Below are 15,504 nucleotides of genomic sequence, written 5' to 3' on the forward strand. Positions count from 1 at the left end.
GCACCCGAATCCCGCAGACTATCGAACCCCAACTTCTCCGCGTGCCACAACCCCGACTCGCGGCTATCATCCGAGTTGGGAGCCGCAACAGCTGGGCCCGCCGCCGACAGCGCGACCGCCGTCACGCTGACCGCCGCCAGCAGAGCGGTGCTCCATCGGGTGAACGCCGCACGGGCGGGGGTACGCCTGCTTGCTGGGTGCCGTCGGGGGTGCTTCATGAACTCCTGCTTTCTGATCTGCTCCCCCGAGCCGTGGCGGTCTCCCGCCTCCACTACGCACGCGCCGCTGATGCGGGCCCGGAACGCCGGCGGCGTTCCGGGCCCGCTTCACCGGCGGTTCGCGCTCATTCCTCCGTCGTGCGCGAGCCCGCGCGAGACGCGCGTGCCGCGGGGCCGCCGTCGCCCTCGTCTTCGAGCTTGGGGGCGATGTAGCCGCCCAGGCCCGACTTCGGCGATTTCTTCTCGGCCGCTCCACCGGCACCGCCGCCGCCCATCATCATGCCGCCGGGGCGAGCGCCCCGGCCCGAGCCCGACGAGTTCGACGACGCGTTCGACGCACCCGAGCCACCGGTGCCTGCCGCCGCCGCCGCGCCGCGCAGGCCGCCACCGCCCGCTGCCGGGCCGCCCGCAGCGCCCAATCCGCCCGGCCCGACGGCGCCGAGGCCCACTCCGAGCCCGCCGCCGCCACCCGCTCCCGCCAGCTTCGCGCCGGCCGCGAGCCCGGCGGCACCCAGCCCTGCGGCACCCAGCCCGCTGCGCATGGTCGACCCGTCGAGGCTGCTGTCCACGCTCGGCCGACGACCGGGGTCCGTCCAGTGCGGATCATCACCGGATCCGGGGGAATCGCCTCCGGGCCGGTTGGGATCGACGATCGGCGGGTCCGCGATCACGTGCGGCCAATCCGGGCCCCCTGACGGCGGATCGTTCGGCCCCTGCGAGCCGCCCGGGCCCGTCGGCTGCTGCCCGCCCGGCCCCGAACCGTTTCCGCCCGGGCCCGACCCATCCGGGCCCGACGAGCCCCCGGGCCCTCCCGACCCCGGCGGCGTCCACCCGCTCGGCGACGGCGCACCCGGCCCCGTACCGACACCCGGCGTGCTGGGCCCCGACGGCCCCTTCCGCTCCAAGCCCGTGCTCGGCGCAAAAGCGGGGCGCGGAGCGCCGGGCGCCGCGCTCGGCGCGGGCGGAGCGCGCCGCGGCGTTCTAGCCGAACGCGAGCACGGCGATGCCCCAGAGCCCGCCCACCGCGATCAGCAGGCTGGCGGCGAACCCGACGAGGGCGCCCGTACCGAAGCGACGATTGGCGCGGAGCGTCGAGCGCACAGCCGAGCGGTCCGCCGCAGGCGGGGCGGGGCGCGACTCCGGCGGAGGGCCGAATCGGGCTTCCGGGTCGATGTCAGCGGCAGCGCGCCGCCCGGTGCGCTGCGACGTGATCACCGGAAGCGCCGGGCTGACCCCGCGGCGGGGCAACGCGTGCTCGGGCGCCGGGGTGGGCGCCTCGGGCACCCGGTAGCGGGCGTCGAGCGGCGACTTGAACATGCGCGCCGCGAGCTCGGGGGGAAGTTCGAGCGATGCGGGTTCCTCGATGGGCGGCGCCGGATTGCGCGCGGAGGCGGTGCCCGCCGAGGGCGCGTGAGCCGAGTCGGATCGCGCGGGGCTGAAGCGCGCCGCGTCATCCGAGCTCGTCGACCCCGAACCGCCGGAAGCCCGCGATGCCACCTCCGGCACTGACGCGCTTGCGACTGCTGTGGCGTCGGCCGCCGCGTCCGCCCCGCCGGAGCCGCCCGAGCCGGAGCCGCCCGCGCCCGGGATACTCGGGTCGGGCGTGGACGACGACGCTGCAGCACGCCTGGCCGCAGCTCGACCGGTCGCGGGAGGCGCGGAAGCAGCGGGAGCGGGCGCGGGAGCGGGCGAGGCCGCGCGCGGGGCGAATATCGTCTCGTCCACGGGGGCGGCGTCGGGCTTCGGCGCGGGCGGAGCCGCGCGCGGCGTCACGATCGTCTCGTCCACCGGCGGAGCGTCGGACCCGGACTCGGACCCCGGCCCGGACCCGGCCCCGGCCCCGGGTCGAGCCCCGGGCGCAGGCTCCACGGCCCGCGGAGTCACGATCGTCTCGTCAACCGTTTCCCGTGAAACCCCCGGCCCGCCCGGCCCGCCCGGCCCGCCCGATCCGCCCGATCCGCCCGGCCCGCCCGATCCACCCGCCCCCTGCGGCTCGTTCACTGCCCGCGCCTCGGCACGGTCGCGGTCAGGGTGTGATCGTTCTCGCTCTCGGTGGCGATGCTCGACTCGGGCTCCGCGCTGACGTGCCAGGCCGATCCGCCGGAGAGCACATCGACCACGAGCACGGTGATGTTGTCGCGCCCGCCGGCCTCGTTGGCGCGCTGCACGAGCTCCTCGACGACCGCATCGGGCTGGCCTCCCATGGTGAGTGCGGCGCGCAGCTGCTGGTCGTCGACCTCGGTGGTGAGCCCGTCGGAGCAGATGAGCAGGCGAGACCCGTCCTCGACGGGCAGCAACCAGCTGTCGGCGGTGGTGTCGGCCGATCCGAGCGCGCGCGTGATGACGTTTCGGCCGGGGAGCGCGTCGGGCCGAGCGCCGCCCGCGATCATCTCGTCGCGGAGCGAGTGGTCGACGGTCACCTGGTGGAGTTCGGCCCCGCGGTGCAGGTAGACCCGCGAGTCGCCGACGTTGAGCACCAGCCAGCACGCCCGGTCCTCGTGCCGCACCATGACGGCTCCCGTGAGTGTGCAGCCGGCCCCTCGCTCCCGGTGCGCCGCGACCGCGCCGACCGCCTCGCGCGCGGCGTCGAGGGCGAGGCCCACGTCGCGCACGGTCGACAGCTCGCCCGGGCGGATCACCGAGGCGAACGCGTCGACCGCGGCTCGACTCGCCTGGTCGCCGGCCTCGTGCCCGCCCATGCCGTCGGCGACGAGGTAGCTCGGGAACTCGAGGAGCGCCGAATCCTCGTTCACCGCTCGCAGCATGCCGGGGTCGGTGCGCACTGCGGCGCTCACCTCCGGCGCCATTCCGATTCGCATCATCGTCCTCCTGCGTTCGCGCGTCGCGGCAGGCGAGCGACGCGTCGTGTACGTGTGTGCGGCATGAGCGAGCGGAGGGAGTATCGGGCGCGCAGGCGCTTCCAGAATCCCAGCTCCGCGCGCCTCGCCGAGATCTCACCATCGACCGCGGCCCACAGCTGCTCGGCGTCGTCGCCGTCTATTCCCTCGTGAGAATACACCGCCCGATCGACGGTCGCGGCCAGCCACTCCCCCGACGGCACGCGCAGCTGCTCCGCGATGTCGCGCCGGCTTCCGGGCATCGCGGCGACGCGGCCGATGTCGGCGTACCCGTCGACCAGCTCGTCCCAGGCGCCGAGCGCGCGCTCCTCGGGGGTCGATGCACGGCGGCGTCGGGTGCTGCGCATCCGCTTGGCGACCGGGAGGAAGAGCAGGGGGAGGGCGAGCAGCGCGAGGGCGAGCAGCGAGAGCCCGACGGCGCGCAGAATCGGCCACAGCGCGGCGAACGCGTCGCGATCCTGCGTCTCAGAGGGCTCGTTCGAATCGCCGCTCGTGCCCGACGGCGGATCGGCCTGACTCGCGTCGCGCTCCTCGGGCACTGACGGGAACTCGGGCAGCTGCTCGCCGCGTTCGAGAGTGATGGGCGGCGTCTCGACCTGCGGGCTCGTGTCGACGGCGGCCCACGCGCCGTCGTCGCCGCGCACCTCGATCCATGCCGCGAGATGCTCTCCGGTGCATACTTCGGTGCAGGCGGGCACTCCGGGCACTCCCGCGTCGTCTGCGGAGCCGAGTCGCACGCCGAGCACGACGCGCGAGTCGAATCCCATCGCGCGGGCGATGAGGGCGGCGGCGGCCGCGAACTGCTCGTCGTCGCCGATGCCCGCGACGAGCGCCCGCTCATCCGCCCCGTCGCCGGCGGCGCGCTGCTGCTCGTTCAGCTGCAGGAAGAGCGCTTCGAGCCGGGCGATCGAGTGCCCGCCGGTGCTCGGGATGAACTTCACCCCGTGCGCCTCGGCCGCCGCCTCCAACCATGCGCGCTCCCCGTCGCCGTCGGTGAGGGAGTGGCTGAGGTAGCCTCGGTCGCGCAGGCGCTGGATCGCTTCGAGCAGTCCGTCCACCGTTGTCGGCAGCTGCTGGGCGGCGAGCCACTGCGCGAGCTGCGGGGTGCGCTCGAGGTCGATGAGCGGCGCGTCCTGCACCGGGTCGCCCGACGGGTCGGCGCCGTCGGCGGCGCTCATCTCCGCCGTATAGGCGTCTCCGGCGCGCACCCCGCGCCCGCCGGGCACCGCGATCGCGGCCCAGCTCGAGCGGTTGACGTAGAAGGCGTCGCCGAGGGCGCCGGATCGCGATCCCTCGAACACGGGCGGCGCCGCGAGCGGGGGCGCGATGGGCAGCCAGATGCCGTCGTACCCCTCCGCGATCTCGACGGACACGTCGACGGGCTCGGGCACCGCCTCGCCGCTCGGGAATCGGGTGAAGCGGCCGTCGGCTCCCGGTTCGACGAAGAAGTCGACCCCGTCGTAGCCGTCGAGCACGGCCATGCGCAGGCGCTCGGGCATCGCGCCGTCGCTCTGCACGCTGAACATGGGCGCAGCGAACGCGGCGTCGCGCTTCGCAGCGCGGTATCCGGCGAGCGGGCTGGTCTGCTCGCGCACGACGAGTTCGGGGTCGACGCGGTCGCGGGGCACCTGCCGGTCGGCGTTCGCGAGCGGTGCGACCGCCGCACCGACGCCGAGGGCGACGGCCGCGGTGACGACTGCGCTGACGGCGCGAACGACGGCGTTGCGGCGCACCCCGCCGGCTCCTTCGGCGGGCTGCGCGGAGCGCCCCAGGCGGAGCGCCCGGCGCCGGCCGATGCCCGACGACCAGGCGACCCAGACGGCGCCCGCCACGCAGATGACGGCCCACAGCAGCAGCTCGCGCGGCGCGGACACGGTGACCGGTCCGATCTGGGCGGGAGCGCTCACCGCCGACGATCCGAAGACGACGCCGAACGCGACGGGCAGCAGCGCGGGCACCGCGGCGAAGGGCGCAGTTCGGCCCCCGCGCAGTGCGAGCGCCGCGATCATCGCCGTCGTGCACATGGCGACGAGCAGCCACGGCACCATGACGGCCTGGTAGGTACCGACGGGCAGGGTGAGGGTGAGCAGCTGCTTCCAGCCGAGCGTCACCGTGGCGAGTCCGTCGATGAGGCCCCCGAGCACTCCGAGCGGACCGGTGCCGAGCGCGCTCGGCACGCCGAGCGGCACGACCGCCACCACGAACGCGGCGACCAGGGCGGCGATGGCGGCGACCCCCCATCCCAGGCGCCGGCCCGCCCACACGACGCCGAACGCGAGGGCCCAGGCGATGCCGGCGACGACCCACACCCAGCCGGTGCGGTAGATCGGCATCGCCGAGAACGCACCGGCGGCGAGGGCGACGGCGCTGAGCATCGCGGCGCCGACGACCAGAGCGGGGCTGGTGGGCGCGCCGCGCCGACGGCGTCGCTCGAACGACGGGCGACCGCCCCGCGCGGGCCGCCGCCGGCGCCCCGGCTCTGCCGGCGCGCTCACGTCAGCCCTCCCCGCACCATCAGCTGCGGCAGGTCGCCGATCGCGCCGACGGTGAACATGGTGCAGGAGTCGACGAGGTGCGCTGCGGGATCGGCGAGGGTTTCGACGCGCACCACGAGCACCCGCACGTCTTCGGTGAACGCGGCGGCGGCGCGGCGCAGCCGCGACGGATCCGGAACCGAGCCCGTGATGACCGCGACGATCGAGAGCGGGCGCCGCGATTCGGCGAGGCCGCGGGTGAGCCGCTCGATGGGCAGCGCATCCTCGGCGGCTTCGAGCTCGGCCCACGCGTCGAGCAGTTGCGCAGGCGTGCCCGACGGCAGCTCCTCGAGCCCGTCGATGCTGGGGCGCACGCGGCCGGGCGCCCACTGGGACGCGATGAATCGCTCCCGCCCCTCCCGCACGGCCTGCAGCCCGAGCGATGCGGCGACGCTCACGCCGAGCTCGAACTCCTCGTCGCTCGCGTACTCCGCTCGCACGGCGTCGAAGAGGATCGCGGCGCGCGCCGTCTGCGACTCCTCGTACTGGCGCACCATGAGCGTTCCGGTCTTCGCCGTCGACTTCCAGTGGACGTGCCGCATCGCGTCGCCGCGCACGTACTCGCGCACCGCGTGGAACGAGAGGTCGGAGTCGGTGAGGCGGCGGCTCGCAGCGCCCTCGAGGTCGCGCACGAGCCCGGCCGATCCCTGCGGCAGGAGCGCGGTGCGCGGGTGCACGTGCACGAGATGGCGGTCGCGCCAGGTGATCTCGCGGCGCACGAGGCCGAGCGGGTCGCGGCGCGCGAGGGTGAGCGGCCCCACCTCGATGACGCCGCGGGAGACCGCGGGGATGCCGACCGGCACCGTCGCGGTGCCGCGCGGCCCGATAAACGGGATCGGTATCTCGCGGAGGGCCTCGCCCACCGGCAGCTCGGCCGTGGCCGGGAGCGCGGGGCGGGCGCCGGAGTTCTCGACATCGATCCGCAGCGCCACCTCGCCGCCGACGACGACGCGCATGCGGTCGAGCGAGATGCGGATCAGGTAGGCGCGCGACCCGAGCAGGAACGGCAGGCCGACGAGCAGCAGCACGCCGAAGCCGATCGCCACGAACCAGGCCTCCACCCACCCGAAGGCGACGCCGAGCAGCAGCGAGAGCACGGCGACGCCGAGCACGAAGTAGCCGGTCGGGGTGACGGTCTCGCGCACGCGCCGCCACTGGCGCCGCACCCTGCGCCGGTTGCGGCGCCACCAGCGCCGCGCGGCACGGCGACGGCGCGTGCCGGCACGGCCCGTGCCCGCAACGGTGTCGCCGAACCGCGTGGCGGTGCTGCCGCGCGTGTTCGTCCCGGTGTTCGAGACCGGGGCGCGCGAGGTGTCGAGACTCACGCGGTGCCGTTCTCCTGGGGAGCCGCGATGTCGAGCAGGATCTGGCCGAGGATCTGCGCCGCCGTGACCCCGTCGAACTCCGCCTCGGGCTCGAGCACGAGGCGGTGCGTGAGCACGGGCATCGCCAGGTCGCGCACGTCGTCGGGGGTGACGTAGTGGCGGCCGCTCGCCGCAGCCCACGCCGATGCGAGCCGGACGAGCGCGAGGGCGCCGCGCACGCTCGCCCCCAGTCGCACCTCGCTCGCGCGCCGGGTGGCCTCGACGAGGCGCACGGCGTAGTCGGCGACCAGGGGGCTGACGTGCACGCGGCTGATGAGATCCTGCGCCTGCGTCACCATTCCGGTGGTCACCACCGGCGAAAGGGGCTGCTGCGGGGCGCGGTCGCCCTGCAGGATGCGGGTCATCGCCGCCTGGTCGGGGTACCCGATCGAGGTCTTCACCATGAAGCGGTCGAGCTGCGCCTCGGGCAGGCGGTACGTGCCGGCCTGCTCGACCGGGTTCTGCGTCGCGATCACGAGGAACGGGCTGCCCACATCGTGGCTGGTGCCGTCGACGGTGACGCGCCCCTCCTCCATCACCTCGAGCAGCGCGGACTGCGTCTTCGGGCTGGCGCGGTTGATCTCGTCGGCGAGCACGACGTTCGCGAAGATCGGGCCCGGATGGAACTCGAAGGCGCCGACACGCTGGTCGAAGACGGTGATGCCCGTAATGTCGCCGGGCAGCAGGTCGGGGGTGAACTGCACGCGCGAGGAGGTGCCCTGGATCACCTGGCCGAGCGCGCGGGCGAGCGCCGTCTTGCCCGTGCCGGGCACGTCTTCGAGCAGCACGTGCCCGCCCGCGAGGGCGCACGCGATCACCAGTTCGACGACGCGGCGCTTCCCGTGGATCGCCTGCTCCATCGCATCAGCCGTGGTCGCGAACAGCTGCGCCACCCACTGCGCCTGATCGGGGGTGATGGCGTGGGACGAGGTCTGCGGCTGTGCGGTCATGCGGCTCCTTCGGCGGGGCTGGTCGAAACGTGGTGCGTGCGTGCGCTACGGGGTCTGCGGCGGGGTGCTGGGATCGGGATCGCCGCCCGGCTCCGGTGCTGTCGGCGTCTCGGGCTGGTAACACACATTGATGGTGACGGGAGCGAGATTTCTGTAATCGCCTGTCCACGTGATCGTCAGCGGGATCCGCTCACCCTCTGGTACGCCTTCCGTCACAATCGCAGACTCCCTCGCCGCAGCGGAGATGCTCAGCAGCGCGCGCTTCTCCTCCGCTGTTCGCGGCGGGGAGGCTGCAACCCAACACGTGCCCTGCTCGCGAACCGTCACCACTGTCGGGGCGGTGTTCACGCGAGCATCGGCCCAATCCGAACAGGAGCTCTCATTGCGAGTGTCGATACACTGGCGCGCCCGCACCTTCTGCGCGGAATCCGCACGGAGTGCGCTACCCAATTGGTCTGCCGCTACGACAGCGTTGCCTACCGACCACTGACCGACAGCGCCCTCGACGGTCGCAATCTCTGCAGACGACAAGGCATAGTCGTAGCCTGTCTCCGCAGCTCGAGGATCAGGACCGATTGTAAACGACGCGGTCGGTCGGGGGACGGACCCCCCAATGAGTTCTGGATTCGTCGTCACTTCGCTTCGGCCAAATTCGTTACTCAAGCACACCTTGGCGGTGTAGACGCGATACTTCTTCAACGCCTTGAAATTCGGGTCGTTGAGTTGTCCGTCCGCGAAGCAGTCCCCGGGTTGCCCGTACGGGTCGCTGATGGTGTACCTCGACGTCACCCCGTCGCTCGTGCCGTCATGGCCAACGACAGCCGAGTTGTCCCCTGTTGTTGTCAGCGATGCTCGCGAAAGGTGCGGCGCCCCGTAGACGAACCCGTCGCCCTGCGCCGCAGCACCGGTGTTCGACCCGCCGCCGATCTCGGGCACGTCGAAGCGGGTGGTCGGGGTCACGGTGAACGACACCGCTCCGACCGCGAGCCCCGTGTACTCGCGGCTGCCCTGCGCGCCGTCGATCGTGCCGCCGTCGACGCCGCGGTACGAGACTGCGAAGCTTCGCGTATCGCTCGATCCGCTGACGGAGAGCCGCACGCCCCCGGTGCTCTGGTCGGTGTTGCGCGGGTTCTTGATCGGCTCGACCGTGACCTTCGGGGCGGCGGGCGCCGCGTACGCCCACGCGGTCACCGCAGTGGACGCCGCGGAGGAGCCGACGGCGTTCACGGCCTGCGCGGTGAACTGGTGCTTCTGCCCGTTCGCGAGGCCCGTGGCGACGCACTGGAACGATGCGCCGCCGACCGCGGTGCAGCTCGTCGATCCGCCGCCCGAGAGGTTCACGCCCGAGACGGCGGGGTGCGCCGGGCGACCGCCCAGCGTCACCGTGAAGCTCGCGCTGTCGGCGGTATACCCGGTCTGCTGGATGCTCGGCCGGCTCGGCAGCCCCTGGGCGTCGAACTCGATGACGCCCTCGCCCGTGCGGCCCTGCGCATCGACGACGGTGAAGCCCACGCGGCAGGTGCCGCCGATCTCCGGCCCGCCGGGCCACGAGACCGAGACGCCCGAGTCGCCGACGCGCGTGAAGCTGCCGTACGAGCAGCCCGCCCCGCTGACCGCCGCGAGCTTGAGCCCGCCGCCGCTCTTGCCCGCGAACGGGTCGTGCTCGCCCGCTACGCCGACGAGCTGCGTCTGGCACGAGCTGCCGACGGTGCACTGCAGTGCGACGGTCGCGCCCTTCGGCAGGTCGCGGGGCGCCTGCCCCACGCGCAGCGTGAGGGGGGCGCGAGAGGCGCCGGCGCCGCTCACCGCCACCGAGACCGACTCCTGGCTACCGGGCACCGCGTCGGCGCGCGCCTCGACCGAGAGGGTCGCCCCCTTCTGCACGACGGAGAACAGGGAGCTGCCGCCCGAGACCTCGAACCGCAGCTTCGAGGCGTCGCCCTCGCGGCCGCCCTGCCAGGTGACCATGTCGACGAGCTCGATCGTCGCGCTCGTGCCGGGGTCGACGGTGCGTGTGAGCGGCGCGGCCTGCACGGCCGGCTCGTCGGGTACGACGACGACGGGAACGGGCAGCGTGGTCCACGTCTTCTGGCCGACGAGTCGCGCCTGCATCAGGCAGGAGTCGTTCCACGGCGCCTCGCGGCCCGCCGAGTACCGCAGGCGGTCTGCCGAGACGGCCTCGCAGGTGGCCTGCGCGCGCCCCACGGCGAACGATTCGCGGCGCAGCTCGACGCGGTCGCCCGTTCCGCTGTCGACGAGATCGGAGACCGCGACTTCGCGCTGCTCGTTCTCGTCGACCTTGATGGGCTGCAGGTCGGGCTTGAGCGTCAGCCGCAGTTCGTCGAGCGGCGGCACGACGAGCAGGCCGTACGAGGCGACCTCCTGCCCCGAGGCGTCCGTTCCCGTGAGCTTGAAGACGACCGTGTCGCCGCCCGGTCGGTACTCCCCCGCGATCTTCGAGCCCGATACGCGATACCCGTCGCGCGTTCCCGACCAGAGCGAGAGCTTCAGCTTCGACACGTCGCCCGTCGCCCACCGCACCTTGTCGGTCACCACGTCGACGCCGCCAGCGGCGAGCTCGGCGCGGTCGCGCACGTTGAGCACCGTGTCGGTGATCGTGGGCGCCTGGGCGCCGACCCGTTCGGAGGTGTGCACCACGATGAGCCCGTCGGCGGTGCTCTTCGTCGCCGCCGAGCGCACCGTGTAGCGGTAGGAGACGGCGCCGAGTTCGTCGCCGGGCTGCACCGAGATGCGCCCCTCCTCGAGCTGGGAGAGGTCGAGTCGCTCGGCGAGCTGCCGCGCTTCGGGGCTGTTCGCACCTCCGACGACGTTGGGCACGACCGATTCGATGGAGAGCTCGCCTCCGGCGGGGTCCACGTCGTTGTCGAGGGGGCGCACCACGGCGGGCTCGCTCTGCGGGGTGAGCCGCAGGTAATCGGTCGATGCGACGATCGCGCTCGACTCGGCGGCGGGCACGACGATGACGGAGAGCCGGCCCGTGCCGGTCGCCCCCTCCGCGTCGCGCACGCTGTAGGTCAGTTCCACGGCTCCGGCCGCGGCGTCCGCGAGCGCCGTGACGTCGAAGCCGTTGGCGGCGGCGTTCACCGTCGCCGAGATGCCCGCGTCGGCGTCGCCCTCGACGCTCACGAGGCGCACGCGGTCGCCGTCGGGGTCGACCCCCGAGAGCGGCACGCGCACCTGGGTCGTGGATACGGGGCTGACGCGCGCGGTCACCGCGGCCGGTTCGGGGTCGCGGTTCGATCCCTCGGGCAGCACGGTGACGATCACGGAGCCGACGTCGCCGGCTGCGGGATCGCTGGCGCCGTACGCGGTGTAGCTGAGCCGGTACGTGCCGGGCTGATCGGGCGCGAGGTAGCGCAGCACGTTGCCGGAGGCGAAGGCGAGTTCGCCCTTCGTGCCCGATCCGACGATCTCGGGATCGAGCAGCAGGCGCTCGCCCGGAGCGGCGACGTCGTTGTCGAGCACGCGGATGTCGACGACGGATCCGGCGCGAACGGTGGCGGTGTCGGCGACCGCGATCGCGCCCGTGGCCCCGGTGTCGGGCACTTGGAAGACCGTGAGCTTGCCGGTCGCCCGGGCGTCCCCCTCGGCGACGGTGACGTCGACCGACCCGATGCGGCCGGTGCCGCCGTCGGGGGTGCTGCCGGCAACGCGCACCTGGGCGTGGTCGATGAGGTCGGCCTGCAGATCTCCGTCCGCCACGTCCGCTCCCGCCACCGACAGGGAGCGGGAGGCGGCGCCCGGGATCGCATCGAGTATCTCGACCGTCGCATCGGTGAGCGGGCGCACGAAGGCGCGCAGGGCCGGGAGTGCGAGCGGCGGCCCCGCGGGAGTCGCGGTGACGCGCACCTGCCCGGTGATCTCGCCGCCCGTCACGGTGTCGCGCACGGTGACGGTGACGGCCGCCGTGCCCGCCGCCGAGGCCGCGATCTCGACGGCGCCGCTCGTGGGCTTCGGGGTGACCTGCACGGTGCCGCTCGGGTCGGTGGCGTCGAGCAGCGCGAATGATCCCGACCCGCCGGCGACGCGGTCGAGCGGTCGCACCGTGGCGGTGCGCCCCACCTGCACGGTCGTCGCGGTCGCGGTGAACTCGGGGGTCGCGCTCGGGTCGACGACGAGCGTCAGTTCGCGCTGCGCCTCCTCGCCGCGGCCGTCGCGCACGGTGATCCGCAGCGCGACATCCGACGCGCCGGCGTTGGGGTCGGTGTGCCGGATCCCGAGTCGGCCGTCGGCCGTGACGATCGCGCGCACCGGATCCTCCGACCGCACCGCCTCGGCCGCGGCGAGCGTCATGACGTCGCCCTCGGGATCGACCCAGCCCTCGAGCACCGGGTAGACGAGCGTGCCGCCGGGCGCGATCGACGGCACTCGCCACTCCCGCTGGCAGCCTTCGACCGGGCACCACGCGGGGGCCGTGTTCGTCTCGTCGCCCACCACCGTGAGCGTGACGGTCGCGGGCTCCGAGAGGAGGGCGCCGTCGGTGACGCGATAGGTGAAGGTGGCGCTCCCGCTCGCGTCGGCGGCCGGCTGAACGGTGAGCGACTGGCCGTCGGGCATGAGCTGCAGGGCGCCGAACGATTCGGGGAGGCCGGGGTCGCCGATCGAGTCGGGCACGATCGTGAGCACATCGCGCTTGTTCGCGTCGTAGTCGTTGAGCAGCACCGGCAGCGGCGCGGGTTCGCCCGCCCGCACTCCGAACGCGTCGTCGACGGCGGTGGGCGGCACCTGCTCGGTCACGTCCTCGACGACGACGGTGCCGCGATCCTCCTTCGGCGGGTCGGAGATCGTCCACTGCGAGAGGGGGATGAGATCGCCGCCCGGCAGCGTCCACAGCATGCCGGTGCGCATCTCGTTCAGCACGCCGCGCTCCCCGTTCGACCGGATCACGGGCAGCAGGTCGCCGGCCTCGCGCGCCGAGTCGTCGATGACGAGGGGCTTCTCGCCCTCCTCCGAGGTCCAGAGCGCGCCGGAGTTCTGCCCGACCCACGCGGCGTAGGCGACCTCGCCGATGTACACCGGCTGCGCGGGCGTGCCGGTCGTCTCGACGACGCGCTCGGCCTCGCCCTCGGCGTCGACGACGGTCAGCCCGCTCGTGTCGGCGATGAGCACGCTGCGGCCCTCGCGAGCGCCGTCGCCGCCGCTCGCCTGCAGTCGCGCGGAGCCGTCGAGGTCGAGCTCGGTCGAAGCGCCGCCCTCGCGCCAGAGCGCGCCGCTCTCGGGGTCGAGCAGCGCCCAGTCGCCCGCGACGAGCGCGAGCTGGGGTGCGGGTGCGTCGCCGGCCTCGGCGGGTACGTCGAGCGGCCCGCCGACGAATTCGCGGCGGGTCAGGTCGTACTCCCGCACCGCGTCGTCGTCGCCGGAGAAGAGCGCGACGCGGCCCGATTCGGTGAGGGCGATCGCTGATGCGCGATATGAGGATCCGCCGTCGACGCTCTCCGCCGCCGCCCCGCCGGCCGCCCCGCCGTCATCGTCCGCGTCGCCGCCGGCGGCACCGCCGCCCGCCGCGTCGTCCTCGCCGGCGAGCGGGTCGACGCGTTCGAGGGAGGCCAGGCGTGATTCGAGGTCGGCGAGCGCGCCGTCGTCGCCCGAGAGATCGGTGGACGCCGCGGCCGCGCCTCCGAGGGCGGGCCTCGCCGAGTCGGCGGCGATCTCCCCGGCGTAGACGGCCCCCGACTCCGTTCGCACGGCGACGAAGCGGCCGGCGCTGACGACTTCGCGCGTGCCGTCGGGCAGACGCACCGCCTCGGCGCCGCCCGCCGCGGCACCGGCCGCGCTCGCCGCGTCGCCCGCGCCCTCCTCCGCGTCGGAGACGGGGGTCGCGGTTCCCTCCCCCGCAGCGTCTCCGTCGGCGGCCTCGTCTCCGCTCGCGGCGGCGGGGGCGCGGTCGCCCAGATCGACGGGGTCGCCCGCGTCGAGCGGCCAGGCCCGGCCGTTGCCGTGCGACAGCACCGCGGCGCGCGCTCCCGACTGCAGCACCCCGCTCGGATCGGCGACCTTCCGCACGAGGTCGAGCTCGCCGGTGTCGGTGTTCACACGGGCGTACTGCCCGGCTTCGCGAGCCACCCACACCCCGGGTTCGGCCCGCGGCGTCTCCCGCGCGTCGTAGCCGTTGGCGATCACCGCCACGGTCGCGATGAGAGCGAACGACACCGCCCCCGCGATCCACCACTGCAGCCGACGGAACCGCTCGCGCCCGGCGCTCGGCGGCGCGCTCACCCGGCACCGCCGCTCATCGCCCACAGCACGCCCGCGGCGGCCGCCACCACGGCGAGCGCGACGCCCGCCCCGATGAGCCCGGCGCGCCACGGCGAGGCGGGCCGGTCGAGGATGAGCCCGTCATCGTCGGTGCCGCGTCGCTGCGCGAGCATCTCGGCGCGGGCCTCGGCGCGGGTGACGCGCCCCACGGTGCTCACGACGGGGCCGCGCGTGCCCGCGGGCACCGCCTCGGCGCGGGGCAGCCAGGCCTCCGCGACGATCTCGAGGGGGGTCACGTCGTAGCCGAACACGCGCTGCAGCTGCTGCAGCGCCTCGCCGAACTCCGCCATCGAGGCGTACCGCTCGTGCGGGTTCTTGCGCAGCGCGCGCGAGACGACCTCGTCGAACCGCTCGTAGCCCTGCGCGCCGGGTATCGCCTGGTAGACCGCCTTCGAGATGCGCTCCGTGAGCTTCGACCGGGAGTTCTGCGCGCGGTCGGCGAGCTCGAACGGAGAGCGGCCGGCGGCGAACGAGTACAGCGTGGCGCCGAGCGACCACACCTCGGTCGCGACGCTGCCGGTGCTCTGCAGCCCCACGACCTCGGGCGCCGACCACGGGATGGACATCGCCATCTCCCCGTCGAGCTCGCGCCGGCCGAGCACCTGCGCGATGCCGAAGTCGGAGAGCGCGGGGCGGCCGAGCGTCGTGAGCAGCACGTTCGAGGGCTTGATATCGCGGTGCAGCACTCCGGCGCGGTGCGCCGTCTCGAGGGCGCCCGCGATGCGCACGCCCGCGTCGAGCACGTCGCGCAGGCGCGCCGGCTGGCCCTTCGTGAGGGCGCCCATCGAGGCGGGGCAGAACTCCATGGCGAGGTACGGGTGCCCCTCCAGCGAGATGCTGGCCTGGTAGATGGACACCACCGATGGGTGGCTGCTCAGGCGCGCCATGACGTCGGCCTCGCTCTCGAAGACCTCGCGCAGCTCGTCGACGGCCGATGAGCCCCGGGCCGCGCCGTTCAGCACCTTCACGGCGACGAGGCGGCGGGGCATGTCCTGCTCGTACAGGAAGACCTGCGCGAACCCGCCCGAGCCGAGCGGGCGCACGTAGCTGAACCCGGGGATCGCCGGAGCGCCCACCGGTGCACGCTCAACCACGAACGGCTCCCCGTGCGACGGGCTCGCGCTCGCCCGCGCGCAGTGCGCGTGCGGGCGCCTGCGCGGCGCGGGAACAGAGTGTCACGTGATCATCCTAATCGAGGGGAGGGGGTGCGAAACCCCTATCCACAGCCCCGGAATCGGGGTGCCGCGGGCACGTCCCGCAGCACCCCGAGAGCAGTGCAGCCCCCGACCGCGGAGCGGTCGGGG

8 protein-coding genes are annotated in these 15,504 nt (G+C 74.1%); all 8 read right to left on the bottom strand.

Annotation, left to right across the window (positions count from 1 at the left end):
* Positions 1 to 343 precede the first annotated feature (343 nt).
* Positions 344 to 889 carry a hypothetical protein gene (locus BLT44_RS00800; protein WP_074689817.1) on the bottom strand — a complete coding sequence of 182 codons (546 nt, stop codon included), beginning with the start codon at positions 887 to 889 and terminating at the stop codon, positions 344 to 346.
* Positions 890 to 1,199: 310 nt separating this feature from the next.
* The gene (locus tag BLT44_RS00805; protein ID WP_029608191.1) at positions 1,200 to 1,715 is read right to left on the bottom strand and encodes a hypothetical protein; all 516 of its coding nucleotides are present in this window, start codon (positions 1,713 to 1,715) and stop codon (positions 1,200 to 1,202) included.
* A 500-nt stretch (positions 1,716 to 2,215) separates the two neighbouring features.
* A complete protein-coding gene (locus tag BLT44_RS00810) occupies positions 2,216 to 3,040 on the bottom strand; it encodes a PP2C family protein-serine/threonine phosphatase (RefSeq protein ID WP_143025938.1) in 825 nt (274 codons plus the stop codon).
* A complete protein-coding gene (locus tag BLT44_RS00815) occupies positions 3,037 to 5,571 on the bottom strand; it encodes a transglutaminase domain-containing protein (protein WP_244887456.1) in 2,535 nt (844 codons plus the stop codon). Before BLT44_RS00815 ends, BLT44_RS00810 begins: the two co-directional genes overlap by 4 nt.
* Positions 5,568 to 6,935 carry a DUF58 domain-containing protein gene (locus BLT44_RS00820; protein WP_010156079.1) on the bottom strand — a complete coding sequence of 456 codons (1,368 nt, stop codon included), beginning with the start codon at positions 6,933 to 6,935 and terminating at the stop codon, positions 5,568 to 5,570. The genes BLT44_RS00815 and BLT44_RS00820 overlap by 4 nt, the downstream gene beginning before the upstream one ends.
* Positions 6,932 to 7,924 (bottom strand): AAA family ATPase, encoded by a 993-nt coding sequence (locus BLT44_RS00825; RefSeq protein WP_010156078.1) that lies wholly within the window; start codon positions 7,922 to 7,924, stop codon positions 6,932 to 6,934. The genes BLT44_RS00820 and BLT44_RS00825 overlap by 4 nt, the downstream gene beginning before the upstream one ends.
* Before the next feature lie 45 nt (positions 7,925 to 7,969).
* Complete coding sequence (locus tag BLT44_RS00830) at positions 7,970 to 14,161, bottom strand: Ig-like domain-containing protein (RefSeq protein ID WP_074689821.1); 6,192 nt, start codon at positions 14,159 to 14,161, stop codon at positions 7,970 to 7,972.
* The gene (locus BLT44_RS00835) at positions 14,158 to 15,294 is read right to left on the bottom strand and encodes a serine/threonine-protein kinase (protein WP_029608190.1); all 1,137 of its coding nucleotides are present in this window, start codon (positions 15,292 to 15,294) and stop codon (positions 14,158 to 14,160) included. Before BLT44_RS00835 ends, BLT44_RS00830 begins: the two co-directional genes overlap by 4 nt.
* Positions 15,295 to 15,504: the final 210 nt, after the last annotated feature.

This window comes from Leucobacter chromiiresistens, from assembly GCF_900102345.1.
GTDB lineage: Bacteria > Actinomycetota > Actinomycetes > Actinomycetales > Microbacteriaceae > Leucobacter > Leucobacter chromiiresistens.